Origin of the sequence: Plantibacter flavus, from assembly GCF_900177615.1 — a bacterium.
Classification (GTDB): domain Bacteria; phylum Actinomycetota; class Actinomycetes; order Actinomycetales; family Microbacteriaceae; genus Plantibacter; species Plantibacter flavus.
In genome coordinates, this window is sequence record NZ_FXAP01000003.1 from 508,457 (window position 1) to 531,271 (window position 22,815).

At 69.2% G+C, this 22,815-nt stretch carries 32 protein-coding genes; 13 read left to right on the top strand and 19 right to left on the bottom strand.

The window, feature by feature from the left end; all coding sequences use genetic code 11:
* Nucleotides 1-8: 8 nt before the first annotated feature.
* A complete protein-coding gene (locus B9Y95_RS12435; RefSeq protein ID WP_085512143.1) occupies nt 9-161 on the bottom strand; it encodes a type II toxin-antitoxin system HicA family toxin in 153 nt (50 codons plus the stop codon).
* A gap of 88 nt (nt 162-249) precedes the next feature.
* Here B9Y95_RS12435 and B9Y95_RS12440 point away from each other — a divergent pair, with 88 nt between their 5' ends.
* Nucleotides 250-1,137, top strand: coding sequence for a serine hydrolase domain-containing protein (locus B9Y95_RS12440; RefSeq protein WP_085512144.1), 888 nt, complete (start codon nt 250-252; stop codon nt 1,135-1,137).
* A 19-nt stretch (nt 1,138-1,156) separates the two neighbouring features.
* Here the strand turns inward: B9Y95_RS12440 and B9Y95_RS12445 are convergent, their stop codons facing one another.
* Entirely contained in the window at nt 1,157-1,501 is a 345-nt protein-coding gene (locus B9Y95_RS12445; RefSeq protein WP_085512145.1) for a hypothetical protein, read from the bottom strand.
* 285 nt (nt 1,502-1,786) lie between these two features.
* Between B9Y95_RS12445 and B9Y95_RS12450 the strand changes: the two genes are divergently transcribed.
* From B9Y95_RS12450 to B9Y95_RS12460, 3 genes are all read left to right on the top strand, one after another.
* The gene (locus B9Y95_RS12450; RefSeq protein WP_085512146.1) at nt 1,787-3,061 is read left to right on the top strand and encodes an MFS transporter; all 1,275 of its coding nucleotides are present in this window, start codon (nt 1,787-1,789) and stop codon (nt 3,059-3,061) included.
* 166 nt (nt 3,062-3,227) lie between these two features.
* Nucleotides 3,228-3,752 carry a hypothetical protein gene (locus tag B9Y95_RS12455; protein WP_085512147.1) on the top strand — a complete coding sequence of 175 codons (525 nt, stop codon included), beginning with the start codon at nt 3,228-3,230 and terminating at the stop codon, nt 3,750-3,752.
* Complete coding sequence (locus B9Y95_RS12460) at nt 3,749-4,522, top strand: ParA family protein (RefSeq protein WP_085512148.1); 774 nt, start codon at nt 3,749-3,751, stop codon at nt 4,520-4,522. Before B9Y95_RS12455 ends, B9Y95_RS12460 begins: the two co-directional genes overlap by 4 nt.
* A gap of 104 nt (nt 4,523-4,626) precedes the next feature.
* On the opposite strand, the gene B9Y95_RS12465 is transcribed toward B9Y95_RS12460, so the two are convergent.
* Genes B9Y95_RS12465 through B9Y95_RS12475 form a run of 3 tightly spaced genes read right to left on the bottom strand, consistent with a single transcriptional unit; the run spans nt 4,627 to nt 6,075 of the window.
* Nucleotides 4,627-5,082, bottom strand: coding sequence for an NUDIX domain-containing protein (locus B9Y95_RS12465; protein ID WP_234994094.1), 456 nt, complete (start codon nt 5,080-5,082; stop codon nt 4,627-4,629).
* A 36-nt stretch (nt 5,083-5,118) separates the two neighbouring features.
* The gene (locus tag B9Y95_RS12470) at nt 5,119-5,634 is read right to left on the bottom strand and encodes an ASCH domain-containing protein (protein ID WP_200811405.1); all 516 of its coding nucleotides are present in this window, start codon (nt 5,632-5,634) and stop codon (nt 5,119-5,121) included.
* 30 nt (nt 5,635-5,664) lie between these two features.
* The gene (locus B9Y95_RS12475) at nt 5,665-6,075 is read right to left on the bottom strand and encodes a RidA family protein (RefSeq protein ID WP_085512149.1); all 411 of its coding nucleotides are present in this window, start codon (nt 6,073-6,075) and stop codon (nt 5,665-5,667) included.
* Between the two features lie 75 nt (nt 6,076-6,150).
* Here B9Y95_RS12475 and B9Y95_RS12480 point away from each other — a divergent pair, with 75 nt between their 5' ends.
* Nucleotides 6,151-6,537 (top strand): winged helix-turn-helix transcriptional regulator, encoded by a 387-nt coding sequence (locus B9Y95_RS12480; RefSeq protein WP_085512150.1) that lies wholly within the window; start codon nt 6,151-6,153, stop codon nt 6,535-6,537.
* A gap of 18 nt (nt 6,538-6,555) precedes the next feature.
* Here B9Y95_RS12480 and B9Y95_RS12485 read toward each other — a convergent pair whose 3' ends face one another.
* From B9Y95_RS12485 to B9Y95_RS20870, 6 genes are all read right to left on the bottom strand, one after another.
* Nucleotides 6,556-7,125: a hypothetical protein gene (locus B9Y95_RS12485; RefSeq protein WP_085512151.1), complete on the bottom strand. Its 570-nt coding sequence runs from the start codon at nt 7,123-7,125 to the stop codon at nt 6,556-6,558.
* A 17-nt stretch (nt 7,126-7,142) separates the two neighbouring features.
* Nucleotides 7,143-8,303 carry a hypothetical protein gene (locus tag B9Y95_RS12490; protein WP_085512152.1) on the bottom strand — a complete coding sequence of 387 codons (1,161 nt, stop codon included), beginning with the start codon at nt 8,301-8,303 and terminating at the stop codon, nt 7,143-7,145.
* A gap of 44 nt (nt 8,304-8,347) precedes the next feature.
* Nucleotides 8,348-9,244, bottom strand: coding sequence for an oxidoreductase (locus B9Y95_RS12495; RefSeq protein ID WP_234994095.1), 897 nt, complete (start codon nt 9,242-9,244; stop codon nt 8,348-8,350).
* Nucleotides 9,241-10,437, bottom strand: a complete 1,197-nt coding sequence (locus tag B9Y95_RS12500; RefSeq protein WP_085512153.1) for a M20/M25/M40 family metallo-hydrolase — start codon at nt 10,435-10,437, stop codon at nt 9,241-9,243. The genes B9Y95_RS12495 and B9Y95_RS12500 overlap by 4 nt, the downstream gene beginning before the upstream one ends.
* A gap of 54 nt (nt 10,438-10,491) precedes the next feature.
* Nucleotides 10,492-10,971: a hypothetical protein gene (locus tag B9Y95_RS12505; protein WP_085512154.1), complete on the bottom strand. Its 480-nt coding sequence runs from the start codon at nt 10,969-10,971 to the stop codon at nt 10,492-10,494.
* Nucleotides 10,972-11,206: 235 nt separating this feature from the next.
* The gene (locus B9Y95_RS20870) at nt 11,207-11,353 is read right to left on the bottom strand and encodes a hypothetical protein (protein ID WP_157579891.1); all 147 of its coding nucleotides are present in this window, start codon (nt 11,351-11,353) and stop codon (nt 11,207-11,209) included.
* A gap of 100 nt (nt 11,354-11,453) precedes the next feature.
* Between B9Y95_RS20870 and B9Y95_RS12510 the strand changes: the two genes are divergently transcribed.
* On the top strand, nt 11,454-11,681 hold the full coding sequence (locus B9Y95_RS12510; RefSeq protein WP_085512155.1) for an RNA-binding S4 domain-containing protein: 228 nt from the start codon (nt 11,454-11,456) through the stop codon (nt 11,679-11,681).
* A gap of 19 nt (nt 11,682-11,700) precedes the next feature.
* On the top strand, nt 11,701-12,558 hold the full coding sequence (locus B9Y95_RS12515) for an SDR family oxidoreductase (protein ID WP_085512156.1): 858 nt from the start codon (nt 11,701-11,703) through the stop codon (nt 12,556-12,558).
* A gap of 46 nt (nt 12,559-12,604) precedes the next feature.
* On the opposite strand, the gene B9Y95_RS12520 is transcribed toward B9Y95_RS12515, so the two are convergent.
* Nucleotides 12,605-12,874, bottom strand: coding sequence for a hypothetical protein (locus B9Y95_RS12520; protein WP_143736466.1), 270 nt, complete (start codon nt 12,872-12,874; stop codon nt 12,605-12,607).
* Nucleotides 12,875-13,187: 313 nt separating this feature from the next.
* Between B9Y95_RS12520 and B9Y95_RS12525 the strand changes: the two genes are divergently transcribed.
* Nucleotides 13,188-13,730 (top strand): GNAT family N-acetyltransferase, encoded by a 543-nt coding sequence (locus tag B9Y95_RS12525; protein WP_085512158.1) that lies wholly within the window; start codon nt 13,188-13,190, stop codon nt 13,728-13,730.
* Nucleotides 13,731-13,830: 100 nt separating this feature from the next.
* Here the strand turns inward: B9Y95_RS12525 and B9Y95_RS12530 are convergent, their stop codons facing one another.
* Nucleotides 13,831-14,409: a hypothetical protein gene (locus tag B9Y95_RS12530; protein WP_085512159.1), complete on the bottom strand. Its 579-nt coding sequence runs from the start codon at nt 14,407-14,409 to the stop codon at nt 13,831-13,833.
* A 76-nt stretch (nt 14,410-14,485) separates the two neighbouring features.
* On the opposite strand from B9Y95_RS12530, the gene B9Y95_RS12535 reads away from it, so the two are divergent.
* Nucleotides 14,486-15,865 (top strand): TrkH family potassium uptake protein, encoded by a 1,380-nt coding sequence (locus B9Y95_RS12535; RefSeq protein WP_234994096.1) that lies wholly within the window; start codon nt 14,486-14,488, stop codon nt 15,863-15,865.
* On the top strand, nt 15,858-16,544 hold the full coding sequence (locus B9Y95_RS12540) for a potassium channel family protein (protein WP_234994097.1): 687 nt from the start codon (nt 15,858-15,860) through the stop codon (nt 16,542-16,544). The genes B9Y95_RS12535 and B9Y95_RS12540 overlap by 8 nt, the downstream gene beginning before the upstream one ends.
* Nucleotides 16,545-16,688: 144 nt before the next feature.
* Here B9Y95_RS12540 and B9Y95_RS12545 read toward each other — a convergent pair whose 3' ends face one another.
* The 4 genes from B9Y95_RS12545 to B9Y95_RS20875 form a co-directional block, all read right to left on the bottom strand.
* Nucleotides 16,689-17,522, bottom strand: coding sequence for a tetratricopeptide repeat protein (locus B9Y95_RS12545; RefSeq protein ID WP_085512162.1), 834 nt, complete (start codon nt 17,520-17,522; stop codon nt 16,689-16,691).
* A 166-nt stretch (nt 17,523-17,688) separates the two neighbouring features.
* Entirely contained in the window at nt 17,689-17,961 is a 273-nt protein-coding gene (locus B9Y95_RS12550; RefSeq protein ID WP_085512163.1) for a hypothetical protein, read from the bottom strand.
* An 82-nt stretch (nt 17,962-18,043) separates the two neighbouring features.
* Nucleotides 18,044-18,211, bottom strand: coding sequence for a hypothetical protein (locus B9Y95_RS20695; RefSeq protein WP_159453400.1), 168 nt, complete (start codon nt 18,209-18,211; stop codon nt 18,044-18,046).
* Between the two features lie 7 nt (nt 18,212-18,218).
* Nucleotides 18,219-18,374 (bottom strand): hypothetical protein, encoded by a 156-nt coding sequence (locus B9Y95_RS20875; RefSeq protein WP_170169550.1) that lies wholly within the window; start codon nt 18,372-18,374, stop codon nt 18,219-18,221.
* A 160-nt stretch (nt 18,375-18,534) separates the two neighbouring features.
* On the opposite strand from B9Y95_RS20875, the gene B9Y95_RS12555 reads away from it, so the two are divergent.
* Nucleotides 18,535-19,113, top strand: a complete 579-nt coding sequence (locus tag B9Y95_RS12555; protein WP_085512164.1) for a TerD family protein — start codon at nt 18,535-18,537, stop codon at nt 19,111-19,113.
* A 30-nt stretch (nt 19,114-19,143) separates the two neighbouring features.
* Here B9Y95_RS12555 and B9Y95_RS12560 read toward each other — a convergent pair whose 3' ends face one another.
* On the bottom strand, nt 19,144-20,649 hold the full coding sequence (locus B9Y95_RS12560; protein WP_085512165.1) for a SulP family inorganic anion transporter: 1,506 nt from the start codon (nt 20,647-20,649) through the stop codon (nt 19,144-19,146).
* Between the two features lie 212 nt (nt 20,650-20,861).
* Between B9Y95_RS12560 and B9Y95_RS12565 the strand changes: the two genes are divergently transcribed.
* The gene (locus B9Y95_RS12565) at nt 20,862-21,215 is read left to right on the top strand and encodes a MerR family transcriptional regulator (RefSeq protein WP_064295101.1); all 354 of its coding nucleotides are present in this window, start codon (nt 20,862-20,864) and stop codon (nt 21,213-21,215) included.
* Between the two features lie 11 nt (nt 21,216-21,226).
* Here B9Y95_RS12565 and B9Y95_RS12570 read toward each other — a convergent pair whose 3' ends face one another.
* On the bottom strand, nt 21,227-21,721 hold the full coding sequence (locus B9Y95_RS12570) for a MarR family winged helix-turn-helix transcriptional regulator (RefSeq protein ID WP_085512166.1): 495 nt from the start codon (nt 21,719-21,721) through the stop codon (nt 21,227-21,229).
* A gap of 91 nt (nt 21,722-21,812) precedes the next feature.
* Here B9Y95_RS12570 and B9Y95_RS12575 point away from each other — a divergent pair, with 91 nt between their 5' ends.
* Nucleotides 21,813-22,745, top strand: coding sequence for an NADP-dependent oxidoreductase (locus B9Y95_RS12575; RefSeq protein WP_085512167.1), 933 nt, complete (start codon nt 21,813-21,815; stop codon nt 22,743-22,745).
* Nucleotides 22,746-22,815: the final 70 nt, after the last annotated feature.

Consider the following 22,815-nt stretch of genomic DNA (forward strand, 5'->3'; position numbering starts at 1 on the left):
GGTTCCTCTCAGTTCCAGCTGCTTGGGGTGTCGGTGAAGGCAACCTGGACCTGACGGACGATCCCTGCCTTCACCGTGTCGCCGTGGACCGGGATCGAAATCTTCATCATGCCGTCCTCTGATGACCAGATACGGTGGCTGCCCCGCGTGCGAATGTGCACCCACCCTCACGGCGGAAGTCCGGTCGCATTCGGTGAACCCTGCGATGAACGTCGTCCGCGCTCTGCGCCGGTCGGGCAGACTTGAGCCGTGACCCGAGCCGACACGACCCGAGCAGCCCTTCTCCGCGACCGCATCGTCCAGCAGGTCGCCGAGCAGGGCTTCGGCGCGCACGGCCTGCACGTGCTCGCCGGTGACGACGAAGCCGAGCATCGCTGGACCGAGGAGGTCCGCGAGGACATCCACTCCGCAGCGAAGGGCGTCTGCGTGCTCGCCGCCGGCCTCGCCATCGACGACGGCCTCATCACGATGGACACCACGCTGGGCGCGGTCTTCCCGGAAGCCGACTTCGGCGAGGGCACCGCCGACGTCACCCTCCGGCACCTGTTGAACATGACGAGCGGCGTCGACCTCCCCTGGTCGCCGACCCTGCTTTCCGACTGGCCGGACCTGACCCTCGAGTTCCTGAGCAGGCCGTCCCCTGGTCGCGTCTTCCAGTACTCGAACGCCAGCACCTACACGGCGATGCGCGCGCTCGAGACCCGGGTCGGCGACGTCGGCGACTACCTCGAGCAGCGACTCCTCGCACCACTCGGCATTCACGACGCGCCCTGGGAGCGGTGTCCCCGCGGATTCATCGCATCCGGCGGCGGGCTGCAGCTTCGCACCACGGAACTCGCGCGAATCGGCCGGCTCATCCGCGACCGCGGCCGGTGGGCGGGCGAACAGCTCCTGTCGCCGGAGTGGATCGACGCCATGCACACCGACTGGGTGGCCTCCGGAACCGGCATCGGCTACGAGCGGTATGCGCTCGCCGGGTGGGACGGTCCAGGCGAGGCCTGGCGACTCCACGGCGCCTACGGGCAGCTCGTCATCTTCGCCGGCGACGCCGTGGTGACCATCACGGCCGAGGACCACGAGGGGGCCGACCGCATCGCGGCCTCCGTGTCCTCGCTCCTCACCGACACCGCGGACTGAGCCCGCCTGCGGGCGCGGGTCAGCTTCCGGCGCCGAGCACTCCCGCCGCCGCTTCGGCGGTCGAGACGAACGTGGCGCCGACGCTCCGGTGCCCGGACCGGATCTCCTGCTGCGGAGCGTCGGAGAGCACGACCACGTCGATGTCGAGGATACGACAGACACGCGCCTTGTACGCGATGTCGACGCGGTCCCCCGCTCGCGGGCACAAGACGACCGCGCTCGGTGGGAAGCGCTCGTCCGTGAGCATCTCACCCCAGGACGACGCCGCGATCGTCACCTGGAGATCAGGCGCGTGGGAGCCGAGCCATGACACGGCAGACGCGCGGGCGCGGTCGTCACTGTCCAGTACGCCGACTGTTCGCATCGATACCTCGTCACCCGCCGTCGCACCCGGAGTCACACCCCGGTGGTGTCGGCGCCATCCGTAAGATACCAGCGCTGGGACCGCCCGCGGAGCACGGGATCCGAACCCCACCGCACCACCCACCCACCCCTCATGCGGACCGTCCACCACGGGCGGCTCGCGGCGCTTGCGCCCCACAGGCCTGGCGAGCACGATGGACGGGTACCGCGGTGTCGTGGTGATCGTCGAAGCCCAGGCCGACTTGTCTGCCGACCGATCCCCCGCTCCGCCTCGGAGGCATCGTCCATGACGACTGCTCGCTCATTCCCGCCCTCCATCCTCGGCCCCTTCCGCTCAGCCGCCAACCGGTATCGCGGCGTCCTCGGCCGCCCGGGGGCGCCCCAGTTCTTCCTCGCTGCGGCCCTCGCCCGGCTCGGCGTCGCCATGTCGGGACTCGGGCTGCTGTTCTCGATCCAGCACGCGACGGGGTCGTTCGCGGTCGCAGGTGCGGCGACGGGGGCGTTCGCCCTCGCCGAGGCTGTGGTCGGTCCGCAGATCGCACGACTCACTGACCGGTGGGGACAGACAGCGACCGTTCCGGTGGCCGTGCTCGTGCACGTCAGTGCAGTCGTCGTCGCGATCACCGCTGCAGGACATGCGCCGATCGGCATCACCCTGGCGATCGTCATCGTCGCGGGTGCCGCGATCCCGCAGCCCGGCGCCCTGTCGGCGGCGCGCTGGTCACGGCTCCTCCCGGAGCCCGAGGCGCTCCGGACCGCCTTCGCCCTCGAGGCGAACGTGAACGACGTCGTGTTCCTGTCGGGACCGATCCTGGTGACGCTCATGAGTTCCTTGCTCGCGCCGTGGGCGGGATCCGCAGCTGCGGGGATCCTCGTGGTCACCGGCTGCGTCGCACTCTCCTTGCAACGCTCCACCGCACCGATTCCGCGACGTCGACCGGAGCGCAGGGCGGACACCCACCGATCCACCCTCCTCGCCCCGCCGTTCCTCGCGGCGCTCGGGGTGAACCTCGGGCTGGGGTGCTTCTTCGGTGCGGTACCACTCCTCGTCACGGCGGCGGCGACGGCGGAGGGACGACAACCGTTCATCGGACTCGTCCTCGCGCTCTCCAGTGCCGCGAGCATCGTCGCCGGCGCGCTGTACGGGGCGATGCGATCGACTCCGCAGCCTCAGACCGTGCAGCTGATCGCATCCGTCGTCCTCACGCTCGCCGTCCTCGTCGGCGCCGGCTGGCCGACCCTGCTCGGGCTGGCGATCATGCTCCTCGCCGGCGGGACCGCGATCGCGCCACTACTCGCGTCCTCCTCGCAGATCGTGCAGGCGACGGTCGCCCCACGGGAACTGACGCAGGGGTTCACCTGGATCAACTCGGCTTCCGCCGCGGGTATCGCGGCGAGCGCCGCGCTCACCGGTTGGCTCGTCGCGCAGGGAGGCGTCGAGGCCGCGATGCCGCCGCTCATGATCCTCGTCCTGATCGCGGTCGCGTCCGCAGGGTCGGCGCAAGCGCGAGCGAAGGCGGGCCGACGTCGCGAAGATGTCTCGCGGGGGCCTCACCGGTGAGGCCCGAGGACTGTCAGCTGGGGATGCGACGTCGACCAGACCTCACGGTAGACCAAGCCACCGACACCGGGGTTCCTGTCCAGCGGCAGGGAATCGTCGACCGAGGGACGGCAGATCGGTACCGTGGGTCACAACCGAGCGGGTTCACTCAGCGGAGGTACGTGCGATGTCTCAGAAGAAGCAAGCCGACAAGAAGCAGACGGACAAGAAGCGGGCCAGCACGAAACAGGCCGGCACCAAGCAGGCCGAGAAGCAGGCGAAGAAGCTGGCAGCTGAACAGCGGGCAGTGGAGCAGAAGCTCCGGCGCGGAGCTGAGAAGGCGGTCGCACGTGCCGAAGCCGCAGTGGAGGCCGCCCGAGACGCCGTCCGCACCTCCAGCAAGCAGCTGCGGAAGCAGGTCTCGGCGCTGGCGAAACGGACCGAGAAGCTCGCCGTCAAGCACGAGCAGTCCGTTCGCGAAATGACGCAGCAGCAGGCCCGCGCAGATGCGGCGCTCGCGACGCATGCAGCGGCCACCGGACCGGACGCACGACCCGCACCGCAGCTCACTCCGCCGCTGCCGAAGCCCGCTGGCGCGGTGCCGACGCTGATCGAACTGCGCGAACTCGCGAAGGAGCAGCGGATCGTCGGCTACTCCCGCATGAACAAGGCCACCCTCCTCGAGCGGGTCGACCTGGCCAACCGGGCGTGAAGGTCCTCGCGGTCTACAGCACCAAAGGTGGTGTCGGGAAGACGACAGCTGCGGTGAACCTGGCCTGGGAGGCTGCGAAAGACGCGCGGGTCCTGCTCTGGGACCTCGATCCGCAGGGCGCGGCCACGTTCCTCCTGAACGTGAAGCCCAAGGTGAAGGGCGGTGTCGGAGCCCTCGTCGGCGGGCAGCACAAGGTCTCCGGCGCCATCCGCTCGACCGCGTACGAACGCCTCGACGTCCTCCCGGCGGACGCGAGCTACCGCGACCTCGACCTCGTGTTCGACCAGGCGAAGAAGTCGGAGCGACGGGTGGCGAAGATCATCGAGCAGGTCGAGGACGACTACGACCTCGTGATCCTGGACTGCCCGCCCGGAGCGTCACTCGTCGCGGAGAACGCCGTCACCGCCGCCGACGCCATCGTGGTCCCGCTCGTGCCCTCCCCGCTGTCGATGCGTTCGCTCGACCAGGTGACCGAGTTCGTCTCGGAATCCTCGTCGCGGGCACCCGTCGTCGCGTTCCTGTCGATGGTCGATCGGCGCAAGACCCAGCACCGAGTGGCCGTCGACGAACTCCCCAGGGAGCGGAAGTCGGTGATCGACGTCGTCATCCCGTCCACCGTGCATCTCGAGCGCATGGGGTCCGAGCGCGCACCGGTCGGCAGCTACGCGCCCGCTACCGAGGCCGCCCGAGCCTATGCAGCCCTCTGGCAGCGAGTACGGGCTGTCGTGAAGCTCCGCACGGAGGCGCCGACCCCGAAGCGCAAGCGCTGACCCGGACGACGTCGGCCGCCCGCTCCCGCGGGTCACACCCCGGCGGCGGCTCAGCGGTCGAGACCGCCATCCTCACCGCAGGTGCGCTCGCCACGGCCTGAGCGCTACGCGTGTGTGGAGGCGTCGGCGATGACGCGATCGATCCAGTCGCGTCGCTGCAGCGCAGGGATCTCGTCTCGGGCGAACCAACCGAGTTCGAGGAGTTCCTCGGGATCTGCGGTCGCCTCACTGAGGAGCTCGCAGTCGTAGGCGGTGGTGACGTACCCGACGTGGTCACCGTTCGGGTAGCGCACCATCATCGGTTCACCGCCGTACACCCCGACGATGCCGCGGATGCGGACCCGGGCGCCGGTCTCCTCGAGCACCTCGCGCAAGAGGGCGTCGGCGGGTTCCTCACCCGGCTCGACGCCGCCGCCGATCAGGCTCCAGAGGCCGGAGTGGTGATGGCGACCGAGGAGGAACCGGTCCCCGTCCCGGATCACCGCGGTGACCCCTGGGAGCATGAGGAACGCGGTCCCGATGTGGGCGCGGATCGAGGCGACGTAGTCGGACATCGGCATGCGGGGAGTCTATGGAACCGGCCTGACCGGAACGTGTCAGTCGGCGTGCTCCGGCGGCCACACCACGGCGAAGTGTTCGAAGACGATCTGCTCGGACTCCGACCACTCCGCGCCCCGGGCCGCACTGGTCCGTTCCCAGTAGCGTCGGTGTTCGCGCTGCCAACTCTCGAGCGTGCGGTCGTCCTCACCTTCGGCGAACGCGAAGTCGGCGTCTCCGCTCGTGAACGGTCCGATGCGCAGCGCGGTGCTCCGGATGATGATCCGCGGAGCCCCGATGCTGTCGCACGCGATCCAGTGCGACCCGATCCGCGGGAGCGGGTCGCCGCGGTGCGCGAACTCCGAGACGAGTTCGGCGGTGGCCCGCTTCCGCCCGGTCAGGACGATGTCGAGCAGTTCGTCGGCCAGCCCGGCTGTGTCGCCGAAGTGCTCGACCGTGTAGTCGGCGTCGTCCGCGCCCGCGCCGCCGCGATGCTCGGCGTACGCCTGCCACATCGTCCTCGCGGCATCGGCGTCGGGGGCGGCGACCGGGGTGGCATCACTGGGAGCAGTCATGTCCTCGATCGTGCCAGACGAGCAGGCACCTCAGTCGAGGATGGCCGTCGCCTCGACCTCGACGAGCACGTCCGGCTCGAAGAGGTAGTCGACGCCGATGAGTGATGCCGGCGGCATGGGGACCGGCAGCCCGATCTCCTCGGCGACCGCACCGACACCGGCCATGAAGGCCTCGATCTTCTCCGGTGCCCAGTCGGTGACGTAGAACGTCAACCGGAGGACATCCTGGAAACCGGCACCGGCGCTGACGAGTCCGGCGTGGGTGTTGCGCAACGCCTGCGCGACCTGACCTGCCAGGTCGCCCGGAGCTATCGGAGCGGCATCTGCGGTGCGGGCGATCTGCCCGGACACGTGGACATGACGGGTCCCGCTCCCCACGGCGACGTGGTGGTAGGGGACGGGCTGCATCAGGCTGTCGGGTGAGGTGAGACGGACGGTCATCGGGGACTCCTTCGATCTGTTCGGTATCTCAGGACTACCTGGTGTCGGGAAGGCACTTCAACGAGACTGGGTAGCGTGACGGATACCACCCACTCCGCGTCGAGCCGGTTCGAGATCGACGCGCCCCACCGCGAACTGCTCGACCAGGTGCTCGACAAGTGGTCGCTCCAGGTGCTGAACGAGCTCTGCGAGCGCCCCCTGCGATTCAGCGGACTCAGACGCCTGATCCCGTCGGTCACACAGAAATCGCTCACCTCGACGCTTCGGCGACTCGAGCGGAACGGCGTGGTCGAGCGGATCGTGCTCAGTACCAGGCCTGTCGCGGTCGAATACCGGATCACGCCACTCGGCAAGACGCTGCGACCACCCGTCGAGGCGATCCTGGCCTGGGCAGGCGAGCACCTTCCCGCGATCGAAGCGGCACGGAACCGATTCGACGACGAGCAGGACGGTCGGATCTGAGCGGTCCTGCGCCAGGACTCAGCGCAGGCGACCGCCCGTGAATGCGCCGGCCGCGGCGAGGACGGTCTCGAGCGGTGTGTCGATCGCCACCTCGCCGACCTGGAACCCGAGCTTGCCGAGCGCGGCGAAGGACCTTGACGGGAGGGTCGTCGAGACGCCCGGTGACTGCGTGGTGAGACCGGGCACGAGGTGGAAGGTCAGGATCCGCCACCGGCCGCGCGAGCGCACCGACAGGCGTTCGATCGCACCCCACGGGAGATGGACCTCGCCCTGCTGGATGCTGCCACTGAGGCCGTCGGCGTCGAGTGTCAACACCGTTCGGGCGACCGTCTGCGCTCCACGGACCGTCGCGAACTGGACCACGGCGAACAGCATGAGCCACGAGATCACACTGAAGGACAGCCCGGCCAGCATGCCGAGGGCGAATCCGCCGGTGGTAGTCGTCAGCACGGCGAGGAGCATCCCGAGCACCGGGACCAACGCCGCTCCGATCAGCGTGAGCACGAAGGCCGGGCGGGTCACCCGTTCGGTGCGCTTCGGATCCGAGCCGACGACGAGTGGCGGGAAGGACTGCGGTGCGCCGTTCATGGAGCCAGTATGCCCGGTCACCGCGCAGTGAGGCCCGAGCCGTCCGCGTCAGCGACGAACGAGGTGGTGCCGTAGTCGTCGCCGACACTGAACATGATCTCCGGCGGCCCGGCCGGGCGGCCGAAGGCGGGACTGTGGACGTCGTCGTCGGTCGCGCGGACCACGTAGGCGAGGGCGTCGCCGACGGGCCGGTCGACCTGCTCGGCACCGTCCTGCATGAGCGTCCAGACGCGGTCGAGCGCGACGTCCGTCCAGGAGAACTGCTCGGCCGTCGACTCGGGCTGCGTGGTCGCCGCGCCGTCGTGGGTGACGGCTCCGTCCCGGTAGGTCCAGCGGTCGGTCTTCGTGTCACCAGCGGAACGTGGAGCCTCGACGATGATGAAGTCGGCCGCCACCGTGATGGAGGCCACGCGGTCGTGACCGATCGCCTCCTCGAGCGCCCGTTGAGCGTCGGCGAGCGCTTCCGGTCGGCGCAGATCCGGTCGGAGTCGTCCATCCTGCATGGCGGCGAACGACTGTCCGACCGCCCGGTGGTACGGCACGACCACGATGGCCGCTGCGGCGACCGCCACGACCGTGAAGAGGGCGATGCGGCCGGGACGACCGGCCCGGCCGACGCCGAGCAACGGTCCGCGTCGCCGTCCGTCGACGATGCGCTGGTGCGGCTCGACCGGGATGAACGGGACGGACCCACGCCCAGGCACGCGCAGACGCGCCCGTTCCGCCGGTGAGAGCTCACCTTCGTCGATGAACGCGACCTCCGGTCCACCGTCGAGCAGGATGGCGACATCGCGCTCCGTGCCGGGCTGGAACATCGGGATGGCGGTCAGTGGGACGATGGTGCGCATGGTGCTCGCGAAGGCCGATCCCTGCAGCGGTTGAACGGTCAGGTCGAGCTCGCACAGGGGCTGGTCGTTGATCTGCGTGCCGGTCTGACGGAGCGCGTCGATGCGTGCGACCCCGAGCCGGCGGGCGTCTTTGGCCTGCTGCACGGCCTCCGGAGAAGCCCCGACGGCGTTCCCCACCGACCGGGCGATGAGCGTGAGCACCGTGGCGATGATGAAGACGGGGAGTGCGATGCCGGCCACCGTGTACCCGACGGTGGAAGGACCGACGGCGATCACGATCACCCCGCCGACGAGAGCACCGAGAGCCGCGAAGGCGATCAGACGAAGCATGCCTTCGAGCCTATCGCCAGGCTCGGTCGCGATGCTGTCGTCGCTCAGCCCGGCCCATCGCTCCCCGCGGCGAGCAACGGCACGACGACGTCGCTGATCGGCGTGGGGATGCCGTGCGCGCTCCCCCGCCGCTGGATCACCGCGTTGCGGACGTCCCATTCGAGCGGTCGCCCCTGTTCGCGGTCGGCGAGGATCGAGGTCCCGCGGTCGACCGGAGCGGCACGGAACTGGTCGAGGAGCCGCCGAGGTTCGTCGTCGGTCAACCGCGCACCCTCCGCGCGCGCAACGGCGGCACATTCCTCGAGGTAGCCGAGCATCAAGCGGCCGATGTCGTCGCGCCGGTACATGCCGGATCGGCGTCCGGTCAACGCCATGAGTCCGGCGGCGGCATTCTGCAGCAGCTTCCGCCAGGCGAGGGTCGTGAAGTCGGTCGAGACCTCGACGGCGCAGCGGGAGCCTCGCAACGCGTCCTCGACCACGAGGGCACCGGGTGCCTCCGGTAGGGACAGGCGCGGCGGGCTCAACAGGGTGACCGGTCCGCCGGGCTCACGGGTGGCCGGGAACCACACGACCGCGGGGACGACCGTTCCCTCCCGGACGAGTGGCTCCACCATCTCGCGTTGCTCGACACCGTTCTGCAGGACGCACACGACCGTGTCCGGGCCGCACAACGCGGCGAGCCAGTCGGCAGCGGCAGCCGTCTGGGTCGCCTTGACCGCCAGGAAGACGAGGTCCGCGGTGCCCGGAGACTCCGCCGGATCGGTGTGGACCGGGCCGGGGACCGTCACCGTCCCGTCGTCGACCTGGAGCTGGAGTTCCGGCCGCTTCGACCGCCCCGCGATGAACGGCGTCCGTCCCTGTTCGTGGAGCGCTGCGGCGACCACGGTTCCGATCGCGCCCGGCCCGATCACCGCGATGCGGTCAGGCCCACCGGGCGTCACGCCTCGCTCGATCCGGACAGCGCATCGATCGTCGCGGCGATGACCGCTTCAGGGAACCGCCGGAGCTGGTCGAGGTCGACCCACTCCTCCGCCGCGTGCAGTCCGCCGCCGGCGGGGCCGCACACGACGGTCGGGATCCCCGCCGCCTGCCAGAGCGCCGACTCCATCCAGTACGGCGCTCCGACCGCCGCCGGTACGGCCTCGGCGTCCCGGGAGAGCTCGGCAGCCAGGGAGTCGGCGAACCGCGCAGCCGCCCCCTGCTCGTCGGCCTCCCAGGCCTCGCGCTGATGGGTCAGCCGAGCGCCCGTGCGGAGACCAGGCATCCGGGCGGCGACCGCGTCGAGCATCGCCTGGACCTCGACGAGGGCGTCCTCCGCGCGTTCACCCGGCAGAGTGCGTCGCTCGATGACGAGGGTCGCGTCGGCGGCGATCGTGAACGGAGCGTTCCCTGCCCTGGCGACCGTCGTGGTGAACGAACCGTGGTCGAGCAACGGGTGCGCCGGTCGCCGATGGAGTTCGTCGTCGGCCCGCTCCACCTCCTGCAGCAGCGCACCGAGGGCGCGGATCGCATCGACGGCCAGACCGGGCTGGGACGAGTGCGCGGCCGTCCCCTGCAGCGTGACCTCGACGACCGCGTACCCCCGGTGCGCCGCTACGCGGTCCAGCCAGGTGGGCTCGGCGATGAGGCACACGTCCGCCGTCACCCCGCGATCGGCGAGGTGTCGGAGGACGGCTGCGGCCCCCACGCTCGCGTCCTCTTCGTCGGCGACACCCGTGAAGACGACGGTGCCGGGGTGGTCGGCCGCTGCGAGTCGCTCCGCGGCGACGATCAGTCCTGCGAGGCCGGCCTTCATGTCGCTGGCGCCGCGTCCGAAGAGCTTGCCGTCTGCGATCCGCGGGGTGAAGGGGTCGACCATGCCCTCGACCCCGACAGTGTCGAGGTGGCCGTTGAACACGACCGTCGGACCCGGCTGCGATCCCGCGTGCACGGCCACGACGCTGACGCGTTGCGCGTCCTCCGGCGCGGGAACGAGGTCGACCACGAAGCCGGCTCCCTCGAGTCGCTGGGCGATCACCGCCGCGATCCGTCCTTCTCCGGGAGCCCCTGGGACGAGGCTCGGACTGACGGAGTCGGTCGAGATGAGCAGGCGGGCGAGCTCGAGCGCGTCGTCGCCGGGGCTGAGGTCGGACATCTCACGACGATAGCGGGATGCCCTGCCCGCGCGTGAGTGGTCAGCGCCTCGGCGTCACTCCGCCTTCGGCGCGCGCCACGTGCCCGCTCCGCCGAAGGAGACCGACTCGAGCGTCGCGCCCTCCGGCACCATGATGAGCTGACACCCTTCCGCCTTGCCGTCGGACACCTCGCCGAGACCGGTGCAGTCGAAATCCCCACCGAAGTTGAGGACGTTGATGGGCGACGCCTCTCCGTTCGACGCCTTGGCCTTCCAGAAGTTCTCGTTGAGGTCGCCGTCCGAGCCGTCGTTGAAGGCCACCTCGTACGTCACGAAGTACGGCGTCTGGCCGGCGAGCTCGTCGAGTTCGAGCGCGGCGACGTCCTCCGCGGTCCGCTGCTCAATCCCCGTGACCGTCATCATCCCTTCGGAGATTCGGACTTCATCGCCGATCTCGCCGCCCGAGCTCCCGCACGCGCTCAGGAGCAGCAGTGCCGGAACGGCCAGGGCTGCTGCCGAGGTGCGGATGATTCGCTGCCGGAATGTGTGCCCCATGGTGATGCTCCCCCTGATCGATGGTTGTTGCTCTCAGGGTCCAGCTTGGGGCACGCCACGACGACCGCTCAATGGGGACTGCTCCCCACCGTCGGCCCGTGGACGTCGACACCTGGGCGGATCGCGGCACTGGGCGGATCGCGGCACTGACGGCGAAGACCAGAACAGGCGCCCGTCTCCGTGAGGGGACAGACGCCTGAGCGCATCACCGACCACGATGGGCCGCTGATCAGGACTAGCGGTTCTTGACCCGCGTGACTGCGTCGGTGTTCTCCGAACGCGCATTGCCGGCCTTCTTGTCGGCCTTGGCGGTGCGCTTCTCCTTCAGCGTCTTCGCCGGTGCGGTCTTGCCGCCTTCTTTCCGTGCGGACTTCTCGCCCATGATGGTGCTCCTTTGCGAGTCACGGTGACCCGGTACCGCTGAGGGTACAGCCACATCCTGTCCCCCGGTCCAGCCACCGCATCCTTGTTAGCATTCGGGGATGACGAACCCGACACAGATCACCGACGTCCCGATCGGCGGCGAGGGCATCCGACTCGGGCAGTTCCTGAAGTTCGCAGGCCTACTCGACTCCGGCGGAGACGTGAAGGCGGCGATCGCCGACGGCGCAGTGAAGGTGAACGGCGAGATCGATCGCCGACGCGGCCGGCAGTTGCAGCTCGACGACGTCGTCTCCCTCGAGGGGCGCAGCGTCCGCGTCCGCCCCTGAGCCCGATGAGAGGAACCCTGTGAGCCCGAGCACACCCCGACCCATCGCCGTCACCGGATCGACCGGCGTCCTCGGCGGCCTGGTGGCGCACGACCTCGCCGCCCGCGGGATCCCACAACGCCTGCTGGTACGCACGCCCGCGACCGCACCGCAGCACCCACTCAGCACCGTGCACCGGTTCAGCTACACCGACCAGGCGGCGGCCCGCGCAGCCCTCGAGGGCGTCGACACCCTGTTCATGGTGTCGGGGGCCGAGAGCGCCGACCGGGTCGACCAGCACCGGTCGTTCATCGATGCGGCCTCCGCCGCCGGCGTGCAGCACCTGGTGTACACCTCGTTCGCTGCGGCGGCACCGGATGCCGTCTTCACGCTGGCGCGCGACCACCATGCGACCGAAGAGCACATCCGAGCGTCGGGCATGCGGTGGACGTTCCTCCGCGACGGCTTCTACCTCGACTTCATGGAGGCCCTCGTGGGTGAGGACGGCGTCATCCGCGGGCCGGCCGGGGACGGTCGCGCGTCCTTCGTCGCCCGCGCCGACATCGCACGGACCGCCGCGGCGATCCTCGTCGACCCGGCGTCCCACGCCGGTCGCACCTACGACCTCACCGGACCGGAGGCGCTCTCGATGGCCGACGTCGCCGCCACGATCGGTCGCGTCCGCCATCGCGAGGTCACCTTCCACGACGAGACCATCGAGGAGGCATACACGTCGCGAGCCTCCTACGGCGCACCCGACTGGGAGGTCGACGCCTGGGTGAGCACGTACACGGCCATCGGCAGTGGCGTGATGGCCGAGGTGAGCCCGTCGATCGAGGACGTCACCGGTGTTCCACCGATGGACCTGGAGACCTACCTGCGGGCGAACGCGGGCTGAGGACTCCACCGTCCGACGATCGACCGGGCACGACCACCCCGCTGGATCAGAGGCCGTAGAAGCCCAGCTCCCAGTCGACCGCTTCCGCAGGACTGAGCTCGACCTGCGGCAACTCGGACACGTCGTTGGTCGTGAAGGAGATCGACGTCCCAGGGCTCACGAAGACGCTCGCGAAGTCCTCGCCGACGACGTCGAGGTCGACGAAACCGCCCCCGGACAGCGCGGTGCGCTCCATCGTGTCCTTCAGGGTGGTGATGATCGTGCTCGGGTCGAGGTCGTAGACGAGCCCGCCGAGGGTGAGAGTGCTGCTTTCCATCGTGATGTCCTCAATGAGGTCATGGTGCGCGAACGGCAACCGTACGCCATCGAGCGGCGCGAGTGGGTTGCTCGCTCCGTGCGCCGAACACGCCGACTGACCCTGACGTCCGCCTGGCGGTGAAGTGGGTCCCGGCCGGAATCGAGGGGAAGCCGGCCGGGAACCCCGACAGGGCGAAAGGGTCCTGTCGGGCATCAGCGTAATCACGGAGCCGGGTGTCGCGTGGCCCGTTGCGCTCTGTGGCTAGCCGGGCGCCTCCGGCACCTTGCTTCCGGTCGGGCACGCGCCGTGGCGACCTTGCGATACTGGGCTGATGTCACAGCTGAGCCTGCAACCCATCGAGCGCCCTCGGGACGACGACGCGTTCGTCGAGTTCTTGAGCACTCACGAGTTCCCCTTCCACGTGCGGCCGCGACCGACAGCTGAGGATGCGCGTGCACGCCTGGTGGCCGGCGTCGTCGACGGGCCCGGCGCCTTCGGATGTTGGGTACTCGCAGACGGTGAGGTGGTGGGAGTCGTCACCCTCGAGGACCTGGAGGACGACGCGGCGTTGATCGACCTGCGGCTCGCCAAGGACGCGCGAGGGCGCGGGATCGGCTCGGCGGTGCTGCCGGTCATCGTCACCGAGGTGTTCGGGCGGTTCCCGTCGGTTCGCAAGCTCGAAGGGCAAACCCGCGAGGACAACGTCGCCATGCGTCGTGCCTTCCGTCGGGCCGGCTGGGTGAAGGAGGCCCACTACCGCGAGGGCTGGCCCGTGTCCGGCGGGCTGCCGCTCGCCTCGGTCGCCTACGCGATCCTCCGCAGCGACGTGCAGTCGGGCACGACGACACCGGTCCCCTGGGACGACGAGCCGTGAGGCGGGCCGGCACGCGTGCCTCGGCGCGGACCGGGAACCACCCACCTGAGGACCATCTGATCGCTCTCGTCCGGTCCGGTCACCCCGGCTCGGGAGGAGATCACCAGGACGAGCCGGCTTCGACGGGCGCGAGCCCAGCCACAGCGGCCAGCGCACGCAAGTACTGGTCGCCCATGCGGACGAGGGTGATGGTTCGGAGTCGATAGCCCAACGGGCCGGCGTGCCACGTCGCATCCGATCGGACCTCGAGCAGATACAACCAGTGACGTCTCAGTTGGTCGGGCACACCGACCCACATGAGGTCGGGTTTGTTCCGGCGTTCGATGGCGCAGAGGACTCCCTTCGCGAGGAACGACCGCAACATGCCGCGGGTCGAGTCCAGATCGGGCATCGGCCGACCGGGCGGAGGATTCACGGGCCACTCGGGTCGAGTTTCGGAGAAACGACGTTGGAACGATCGGTCGAACCGAACGCGGGCGATCTCGCGGACGCGGATGACCGCATAGCCGTCGAAGAACCCGCCTGAAGCAATCGGTGCGACGAGCACCCACTTGCGACCGATGGCGACGACGAACCCCTCGAGGGTCTCGTATGGGGCGGACATCCGGTTCAACTTCACGATCGTGGATGTCTCCCGAGCGAGGGCCAGTCGATTGAGGACCTTCGTGCGCGTCTGCATGGCTCATTGTCCCGCGGTGGACGCCTTCGTGGACGAGCACCGCCGACCGTCCACGCCGGGCCGCTATGGTTCTCGGGTGGCGAGAGACGGATCGAGGTCGGCGAGCGGCAGAGCCCGTCGTCGTGGGCAGCTGGCCGCCGCACGCCCGGTCCAGATCATCTCCATCGCGTTCGGAGCCGCGACCCTCATCGGCACCCTGCTCCTGATGCTGCCGATCTCGAAGACCGGCCCGGGCGGCGCGAACCTCATCGAGGCGCTGTTCACCGCGACGAGCGCCATCTGCGTCACCGGCCACATCATCGTCGACACCCCGGTGTTCTGGACGCCGTTCGGGCACGCTGTCATCCTCACGCTCATCCAGATCGGCGGCATCGGGGTGATGTCGTTCGCTACGCTCCTCGGCCTGCTCGTAGCCCGGCGGCTCGGCCTGCGGACGCGGCTCACCGCGGTCAGCGAGACCCACACGCTCGCGATCGGCGACGTCCGCCGGGTCCTGCGCGGCGTCATCCTCATCGCGCTCGGGGTCGAGGTCCTCTGCGCCGCCATCCTCGCCCTGCGGTGGATGATCGGCTACGGCTGGGCGCCAGGCGACGCGATCTGGTTCGGCGTGTTCCATGCGGTGTCGGCCTTCAACAACGCCGGCTTCGCCCTGTTCAGCGACAGCATCATGGGGTACGCGACCGACCCGTGGATCTCCCTGACGATCTGCGCGGCGGTCATCCTCGGCGGGCTCGGCTTCGGTGTGATCCTGGAGCTGCGCCGCCGGTTCAGGACGCCCTCGCGGTGGACGCTGAACACCATGACCGTCGTCGTCGGCACCCTGATCCTCCTCGTCGTCGGCTGCGGCTTCATCACCGCACTGGAGTGGTCGAACCCGGCGACGCTCGGCGCGCTCGCCCCGGCGGACCGATTGCTCGCGGGGTTCACCGCCGGCGTCCTCCCCCGCACCGCCGGGTTCAACAACCTCGACGTGAGCCAGATGCACCCGGTGACGTGGCTCGTCACCGACATCCTCATGTTCATCGGGGGTGGCCCGGCGAGCACCGCCGGTGGACTGAAGATCACCACGTTCGCGGTGCTGTTCTTCATCATCGTGACCGAGCTGCGCGGCGGTGCGGCGGTGAACATGTTCGGCAAGCGTCTCCCGCGGTCAACGCACCGGGAGGCCATCACCGTCGCGCTCCTGTCCGTCGGCCTCGTCGTCGGCGCAACGGCCGCGATCATGCTGATGACCGACTACAGCCTCGACCGCGTCCTGTTCGAGGTCATCTCCGCGTACGCGACGGTCGGACTCTCCACCGGCATCACCGCGTCCCTCCCGGTCGCGGCGCAGCTGATCCTGGTGGTCCTCATGTTCGTCGGCCGCATCGGCCCCATCGCTCTCGGTTCCGCGCTCGCGCTTCGGACCGAGACCCGCCTGTATGAACTCCCGAAGGAGCGTCCGATCATTGGCTAGACCGTTCAGCAACAAGCGTCCGCGCGGCGTGGAATCCGTCGTCGTCATCGGCCTCGGTCGGTTCGGAAGGGCCCTGGCCACCGAGCTCGCCGAATCGGGGACGGAGGTGCTCGGGATCGACACCGACGAGGACATCGTCCAGTCGCTGAACGGCGTCCTCACCCACGTGGTGCGTGCCGACACCACCCGCGAGGGCGTGTTCGACCAGCTCGGCATCGACGAGTTCGACCGCGTCGTCATCGCAATCGGCACCGACCTGCAGGCGAGCATCCTCACTGCATCGCTCCTGAAGCGCCGCGGGACGACGCATATCTGGGCGAAGGCGGTCAGCGAGCAGCACGGCCTGATCCTGGAGCAGATCGGGGTCGAGCACGTCGTCTACCCCGAGTCGGACATGGGCCGTCGCGTGGCGCACCTCGTCCGCGGCGGCGGGATGCTCGACTTCCTCGCGGTGGAGAAGGACTTCGTCATGGCCAAGACGACCGCTCCGGCAGAAGTCGTCGGGCAGACGCTGACCGCAGCGCGCATCCGCGACCGGTTCAGCGTGACCGTCGTCGCCGTCCGACACGACGACCGGTGGACCTATGCGACCGGCGACACGGTCCTCACCGCCGGCCAGCGTCTCCTGGTCCTCGGCCCGACGGACAAGACGGAGCGGTTCGCGGCGCTACCGCGGTAGACCCCGTAACCGTCGGCGACACAGGCTCGCGCGTGCAGCGTCGTCGAGGGGACCGACGCCCGTCCGCTGGGACGACGAGCCGTGAGGCGCCGTCTCCTGCCGGCTACGAGCGCCGAGGACGCCCCTGACGCGGACCTTCCGCCGTCAGCCGGGGAGCTCCCACGAGGGGTCGCGCAGCAGCGTGGTCGCGTACCCGTCGCCGCGCGCTGCCGCGATCTCGTAGGCCTGTCTTGCTGCGGCATCGTCGCCGAGTGTGTGGAGCAGGTTGCCGAGGCTGCGCGCCGAGTGGGCATCTCCGACAGCCATCGCCCGGAGATAGGCTTCCTGCGCCCGTTCCGCATCGTCCGCCCACCAATGGATGTCCCCGAGCACGGCCAACGCGTCCGGGTCGTTCGCTCTCACCTGGTCCTGCAGCAGAGCGATCGCATCCTCCACATGACCGAGTTTCGCGATAGCCAACGCGCGCCAACACATCCAGATGTCCTCACTGTCCCCGACACGGTCGAGATAGGTGAGCGCCTCGTCCATGTGCTCCTCGTCGTCGTAACGGTCCGCGATGAGGCCGCCAAGGATCCCGAAAAGCCTCGGATCCTCCCAATCAGGATGGCGGGATACGAAGTCACGGAGCGCTGCTTCGGCTCTCGGATCACCGACCCAATCGAGCGACTGCGCCAGGGCGAACCCGGCGAGATCGAGCCCCGCGACCGAGGACGCTTCGAAAGCGAGGAGCGCCGCCTGCGGTTCGACGTCGTCCCGGTCCGACCAGGCGAGTTCCCACAGGGCGTAGCCGCAGTCGTACATCGCGTTGGCGAACGACTCCTCCGGGTCGAAGAACGTCTCCCAGTTGTCCTCAGCGAACTGATGCCCGTGCGCAGCCAGGGCGGCCCGGACGAGCGCGCAGGCGCGTTCCGGCTCGCCCTTCGCCCGGAGGTCGAGCAATGCGGAGATGAGCGCTTCCGGCGAGTCGAATCGCATCATTTGCGTGCCCTCCTGTTCCGAGCTGCCGGCCACCACTGCACATCATTGCAGCACCGGCGCCCGAGGCAGAGGCAAGGCCAGTCCCCGGGATGACCAGCACTGCGGAGCCGTCTACGAAGACGCGCTGGCGAACCGGCAGCTGCTCACCCGCGCCAAAGCTCGGCCTTCACCGGCCGAGATTGACGATGGCCCGCTGATAGGCGTCGAGGTTCGCACGCCGCCCGACGGCGACAGCCTCGACGGCGACAGCCTCGACGGCGACGGCGTGGATCTCATCCGGCGTGTAGCGGTAGACGAGTCGGTACCTCGGCTTTCCGGATCCGTCCGGGTCGAAGTAGAGCTTGCGACAGTCACCCAGGCCCCCGGTGCCGACCCGCGAGTCGAGCTTCACGCCCGCGATCTTCCCGTCCCGGACGAGGACGAGCATGTCCAGCGCCATCTTCTTCGTGGCGAGGTCCGGGAGCGCGTCGATGTCTTGCTGAAAGCCCGGGAGGAGAGCAGTCAGTTTGAGGGACGCGCCATCAGCGGTAGTCGTCAGGATCGAGGCCGAGACCGAGGGCGACGTCAGCCAGGGACCCCGATCCGCCGACGGCAGCGCGCTCGCGCACCAGGTGAGCGATCTCGATGTCTTCGATGACGGGCAGCAGCACCAACTTCTCGTCCGGAAGGTCGTACGGCTCTCGATACATCTGTTCTCTAGCGCTTGCTGGCAGCGCGCCGGACGGCGCCGAACAGGATCGTGCCGATGATGAGGACGATGCCGATGACCCCGAGCCAGAAGAGGCCCTTCAACGCGAACCCGACGACGGAGAGGATCGCCCAGATGACGAGGAGCACGATGATGATCTGCATGGCTTGGGTTCCTGATTCGCTGGGGTGATGACGAGTGGTGTCGATGCAGCGTAGCAACCCGGCATCCGACGGCGATCCTCCACAACCCACTCCAAACTCAGCCGGAACAGGGCAGGATGGAGGTTCGAACATCACCGAGCACTCTCGAAGGAACACACCCATGGCAGGCCTCAGCCTCTCCAAAGGCAACAACCTCTCGCTCACGAAGACCAGCCCAGGGCTGACCATCGCCACGGTCGGTCTCGGGTGGGACCCGCGCACCACCGTCGGCGTCGCGTTCGACCTCGACGCCTCCGCCATCCTCGTCGCCGAGAACGGCAAGATCCGCAGCCCTGCGGACTTCATCTTCTACAACCAGATGTCGACGCCCGACGGCTCGGTCGTGCATCAGGGCGACAACCGCACCGGCGAGGGTGACGGCGACGACGAGCAGATCACGATCGACCTCCGCGCTGTGGAGCCCGACGTCTCACGCATCGTCATCGCCGTCTCGATCCACGACGCCGACAACCGCCGCCAGAACTTCGGCCAGGTCCGCGACGCCTTCTGCCGGGTCATGGACCAGGATCAGCAGGAGATCGTCCGCTACGACCTCACCGAGGACGCCTCCCAGGAGACGGCGATGCTGTTCGCCGAGATCTACCGGTACAACTCGGAGTGGAAGTTCCGTGCCGTCGGCCAGGGCTACACCACCGGCCTGGCCGGCATCGCGGGCGACTTCGGCGTCCCGCTCGACTGAGCCGGACGCAGGCGCCCGCAGGACCGGCGGTCAATGACCGCCGGTCAGCTTGCCGGCCAGCCGGCTGTGGATCCGCGTGCTCGCGTCGTTCATCCCCTCGATGACGACCCGCTTCCCGCGACGCTCGTACTTCGTGGTGATCGCGTCGAGGGCGGCGACGGTCGACGCGTCCCAGACGTGCGACTGCGAGAGGTCGATGACGATCCGCTCCGGGTCCTCGGCGTAGGCGAACTGCGTCGTGAGGTCGTTACTGGACGCGAAGAACAGCTCGCCGGTCACGGTGTACCGGGCGGTGGGCGTCGCGGCCGACAGATCGACCGCGCGTTCGACGGTGGCGAGGTGGGCGACCCGCCTCGCGAACACGACCATCGCGGCGATCACACCGATGACGACACCGATCGCGAGGTTGTGCGTCAGGACCACCACGACGACCGTGGCGACCATGACGACGGTCTCGCCGAGGGGCAAGGCGCGCAGGGTCCTCGGGTTGATGCTGTGCCAGTCGAAGGTCGCGACGGACACCATGATCATCACCGCGACGAGGGCGGCCATGGGGATCACCGCGACCACGTCGCCCAGCGCGACGACCAAGACCAGCAGGAACACCCCGGCGAGGAAGGTCGAGATCCGCGTCCGCGCGCCGGAGGCCTTCACGTTGATCATGGTCTGACCGATCATCGCGCAGCCACCCATGCCGCCGAAGCACCCGGAGAGCACGTTCGCGATCCCCTGGCCCAGCGACTCGCGGGTCTTGCCCGACGGGGTGTCGGTGACGTCGTCGACGAGCTTGGCCGTCATGAGCGACTCGAGGAGCCCGACCAACGCCATCGCTGCCGCATACGGGGCGATGATCGTGAACGTCTCCAGCGTGAACGGCACGTTCGGGATGAACAGGGTCGGCAGGCTGCGCGGCAGTTCGCCCTGGTCGCCGACGGTCGGCACGTTCAGTCCGGTGACCACGGTCGCCGCGGTGATGAGCACGATCGCCACGAGCGGCGCCGGCACGACACTCGTGAGGCGGGGCATGACGACCATGACCACGATGCCGACCGCGACGAGCGGGTACACGAGCCAGGGCACGCCGATGAGGTTCGGGAGCTGGGCGGTGAAGATCAGGATCGCCAGGGCGTTGACGAACCCGACCATGACGCTGCGCGGGATGAAGCGCATGAGCTTCGCGACGCCGAGGAGACCGAGGACCACCTGGAAGACACCGCCGAGGATGACCGTGGCGATGAAGTAGTCGAGGCCGTGTTCGCGGGCGACCGGGGCGATGACCAGGGCGATCGCTCCCGTGGCCGCCGTGATCATCGCCGGGCGGCCGCCGAGGAAGGCGATCGCCACGGCCATGACGAACGAGGAGAACAGCCCGACCTGCGGGTCGACGCCCGCGATGATCGAGAAGGAGATCGCCTCCGGGATGAGCGCCATGGCGACGACGAGGCCCGCCAGCACCTCCCTGCTGAGGATGCGGGGGCTGCGGAGGGCGGAGAGGACGGTGGCGTCCGGTGCGGCGGATCTGGGGCCAGTGGCCATGAGTGCTCCTGTCGGAGTCGGGGTCCTCAACGCGAGGACCGGATGGGGATGTCTGGGTCCGGCGCTGCGGTGCGCACGCCACCGACCGCGCGGGGGCGTCACGCGCGGGAGAATGGTGGGGAGATGCGGCCCGATCGGCCGCCATCGATAACTCTACCCTAACGTAAGGGTTGATTTGAAGTGAGGCGACCGTGACGAGCGAACCGACCACCATGCACATCGGCGAACTCGCCGAGCGCACCGGACTCTCGCTCCGCACGCTGCGGCACTACGACGACGTCGGCCTGGTCTCGGCCTCCGCGCGCACCGAGGGCGGATTCCGCTTGTACACGCAGGACGACTACGACCGCCTCATCCTCATCCGACGCATGAAACCACTCGGCTTCTCGCTCGAGGAGATGGCCGAACTCCTCCGGGTGATCGACGCAATGGACACCGCACCCGACGACGACACGCGCGCGATCCTCGACGGATTCATCACCGACGCGGCCGAGCGTCGCACCAAGCTGCAGCAGCAGCTCGCGATGGCCGACGAGTTCGTGTCGCTCCTCGAAGCCCGCCGCTGACCGCTGCCCGTTCAGGCCTTCCGGCGCCGACCCGCCGAGCGCGGCGGCGCCGCCCGCAGATGCTCACTGACCCGCCCGAGGATGCGCGCGAGCTCGCTGACGTCGTCGACGTCGAGCGGCGCGAAGAGCAGGTCCTTGACGGCCTGGATGTGACCAGGGAACACCGTGGCGAGCACGTCCCGGCCGGCCGTCGTGATCGCCACGACGGTGCTGCGCTCGTCGTCCGGTGACGGCGAGCGGGTGATGAGCCCCCGCTGTTCGAGCAACTGCGCCTGGTAGGTGAGGCCACTGCGGCTGTAGACCACACCGTCCGCGAGATCCGTCATGCGCTGGTGACCGTCCGGCGCATCACCGAGGCGCGCCAGCAACAGGAACTGGACGTAGCTCAACTCCCCGGCCTCTCGGAGCTGCTGCTCGACCGCCGGCCGCAGCAGGCTGCTCACCTCGGTGAACGCGAAATACGCGCCGAGCTCGGTCGGGGTGAGGGATGCAGGCGTTTCGGACACGCATCCATTCTAGGTGTTGCTTCGACTTCGAAGCAGTGTTATCGTCATGGCACTTGCTTCAAATTCGAAGCATTCAACAAAGGAGAGCATCATGCAGGCAGTCCAGTTCCACGAGGTCGGCGGACCCGAGGTCCTCCACTACGGCGACATCGAGCAGCCGATTCCAGCCGCGGGGCAGGTGCGCATTCGCGTCGCCGCGTCGGCGTTCAACGCGGCCGACAACGGCATGCGGGCCGGCTTCCTGCCGATCCCGGTCCAGCTCCCCCACGTCCCCGGGTACGACGTGTCGGGCACGATCGACGCGATCGGTGAGGGCGTCGAGGGGCTCTCGGTCGGCGACGCAGTCATCGGCTTCCTCCCGATGCAGCTCGACGGTGGTGCGGCTGAGTACGTGATCGCACCGGCGGACGCCGTCGTCGCAGCACCGACGGCCATCCCGCTCGCGGACGCCGCTGCCCTCCCCTCGGTCGCCCTGACCGCCTGGCAGGCGCTGTTCGACGACGGCGGCCTCGAGTCGGGTCAGCGCGTCCTCATCGTCGGCGGCGGCGGGGTCGTCGGCAAGTACGCGATCCAACTCGCCAAGCGCGCAGGGGTCCATGTCATCGCGACGGCCAGCCCGCGGAGTGAGGCGGCAGTCCGGGCCGCCGGGGCGGACGAGGTCGTGGACCACACGGCGTCCGACCTCCTCGGCGCGGTGTCGGCACCCGTCGACGTCCTCCTCAACCTCGCGCCGATCGACCCGGAGCAGTTCGAGGCGCTCGTCGGGCTCGTCCGCGACGGCGGCGCAGTGGTGAGCACCACCGCGTGGATGCCGACGCCCGGGGACGAGGAGCGGCAGGTCCGTTCGGCGACGGTCTTCGTCCTGCGGAACCGCGACCGCCTGTCCACCCTCGTGTCCCTCGTCGACGAAGGGGCACTGACGGTCGAGGTGACGCGCCGGATCCCGCTCACGGAGCTGCCCGCACTCCATGCCGAAGCCGCTGCCGGCCGGGTCGCCGGCAAGGTCATCGTCCTGCCGTCGTGAGCAGCCCGGTTCATCGCGACCGGACAGACGGCGATCCCGGCCGAGGTGACGATGGTCACCCCGGACGGGA

What these genes read in the sequence shown, in the direction of transcription:
- B9Y95_RS12485 (WP_085512151.1), bottom strand. Translation starts at nt 7,125, where the DNA reads ATGAACGGCGCACCGCAGTCCTTCCCGCCACTCGTCGTCGGCTCGGAT.
- B9Y95_RS12465 (WP_234994094.1), bottom strand. Translation starts at nt 5,082, where the DNA reads ATGCCGATGTCCGACTACGTCGCCTCGATCCGCGCCCACATCGGGACC.
- B9Y95_RS12500 (WP_085512153.1), bottom strand. Translation starts at nt 10,437, where the DNA reads ATGTCCGACCTCAGCCCCGGCGACGACGCGCTCGAGCTCGCCCGCCTG.
- B9Y95_RS20875 (WP_170169550.1), bottom strand. Translation starts at nt 18,374, where the DNA reads ATGCAGATCATCATCGTGCTCCTCGTCATCTGGGCGATCCTCTCCGTC.
- B9Y95_RS12555 (WP_085512164.1), top strand. Translation starts at nt 18,535, where the DNA reads ATGGCAGGCCTCAGCCTCTCCAAAGGCAACAACCTCTCGCTCACGAAG.
- B9Y95_RS12530 (WP_085512159.1), bottom strand. Translation starts at nt 14,409, where the DNA reads ATGCAGACGCGCACGAAGGTCCTCAATCGACTGGCCCTCGCTCGGGAG.
- B9Y95_RS12450 (WP_085512146.1), top strand. Translation starts at nt 1,787, where the DNA reads ATGACGACTGCTCGCTCATTCCCGCCCTCCATCCTCGGCCCCTTCCGC.
- B9Y95_RS20695 (WP_159453400.1), bottom strand. Translation starts at nt 18,211, where the DNA reads ATGTATCGAGAGCCGTACGACCTTCCGGACGAGAAGTTGGTGCTGCTG.
- B9Y95_RS12510 (WP_085512155.1), top strand. Translation starts at nt 11,454, where the DNA reads ATGACGAACCCGACACAGATCACCGACGTCCCGATCGGCGGCGAGGGC.
- B9Y95_RS20870 (WP_157579891.1), bottom strand. Translation starts at nt 11,353, where the DNA reads ATGGGCGAGAAGTCCGCACGGAAAGAAGGCGGCAAGACCGCACCGGCG.
- B9Y95_RS12525 (WP_085512158.1), top strand. Translation starts at nt 13,188, where the DNA reads ATGTCACAGCTGAGCCTGCAACCCATCGAGCGCCCTCGGGACGACGAC.
- B9Y95_RS12445 (WP_085512145.1), bottom strand. Translation starts at nt 1,501, where the DNA reads ATGCGAACAGTCGGCGTACTGGACAGTGACGACCGCGCCCGCGCGTCT.
- B9Y95_RS12475 (WP_085512149.1), bottom strand. Translation starts at nt 6,075, where the DNA reads ATGACCGTCCGTCTCACCTCACCCGACAGCCTGATGCAGCCCGTCCCC.
- B9Y95_RS12560 (WP_085512165.1), bottom strand. Translation starts at nt 20,649, where the DNA reads ATGGCCACTGGCCCCAGATCCGCCGCACCGGACGCCACCGTCCTCTCC.
- B9Y95_RS12520 (WP_143736466.1), bottom strand. Translation starts at nt 12,874, where the DNA reads ATGGAAAGCAGCACTCTCACCCTCGGCGGGCTCGTCTACGACCTCGAC.
- B9Y95_RS12505 (WP_085512154.1), bottom strand. Translation starts at nt 10,971, where the DNA reads ATGGGGCACACATTCCGGCAGCGAATCATCCGCACCTCGGCAGCAGCC.
- B9Y95_RS12490 (WP_085512152.1), bottom strand. Translation starts at nt 8,303, where the DNA reads ATGCTTCGTCTGATCGCCTTCGCGGCTCTCGGTGCTCTCGTCGGCGGG.
- B9Y95_RS12550 (WP_085512163.1), bottom strand. Translation starts at nt 17,961, where the DNA reads ATGGCGCTGGACATGCTCGTCCTCGTCCGGGACGGGAAGATCGCGGGC.
- B9Y95_RS12455 (WP_085512147.1), top strand. Translation starts at nt 3,228, where the DNA reads ATGTCTCAGAAGAAGCAAGCCGACAAGAAGCAGACGGACAAGAAGCGG.
- B9Y95_RS12470 (WP_200811405.1), bottom strand. Translation starts at nt 5,634, where the DNA reads ATGACTGCTCCCAGTGATGCCACCCCGGTCGCCGCCCCCGACGCCGAT.
- B9Y95_RS12575 (WP_085512167.1), top strand. Translation starts at nt 21,813, where the DNA reads ATGCAGGCAGTCCAGTTCCACGAGGTCGGCGGACCCGAGGTCCTCCAC.
- B9Y95_RS12565 (WP_064295101.1), top strand. Translation starts at nt 20,862, where the DNA reads ATGCACATCGGCGAACTCGCCGAGCGCACCGGACTCTCGCTCCGCACG.
- B9Y95_RS12545 (WP_085512162.1), bottom strand. Translation starts at nt 17,522, where the DNA reads ATGATGCGATTCGACTCGCCGGAAGCGCTCATCTCCGCATTGCTCGAC.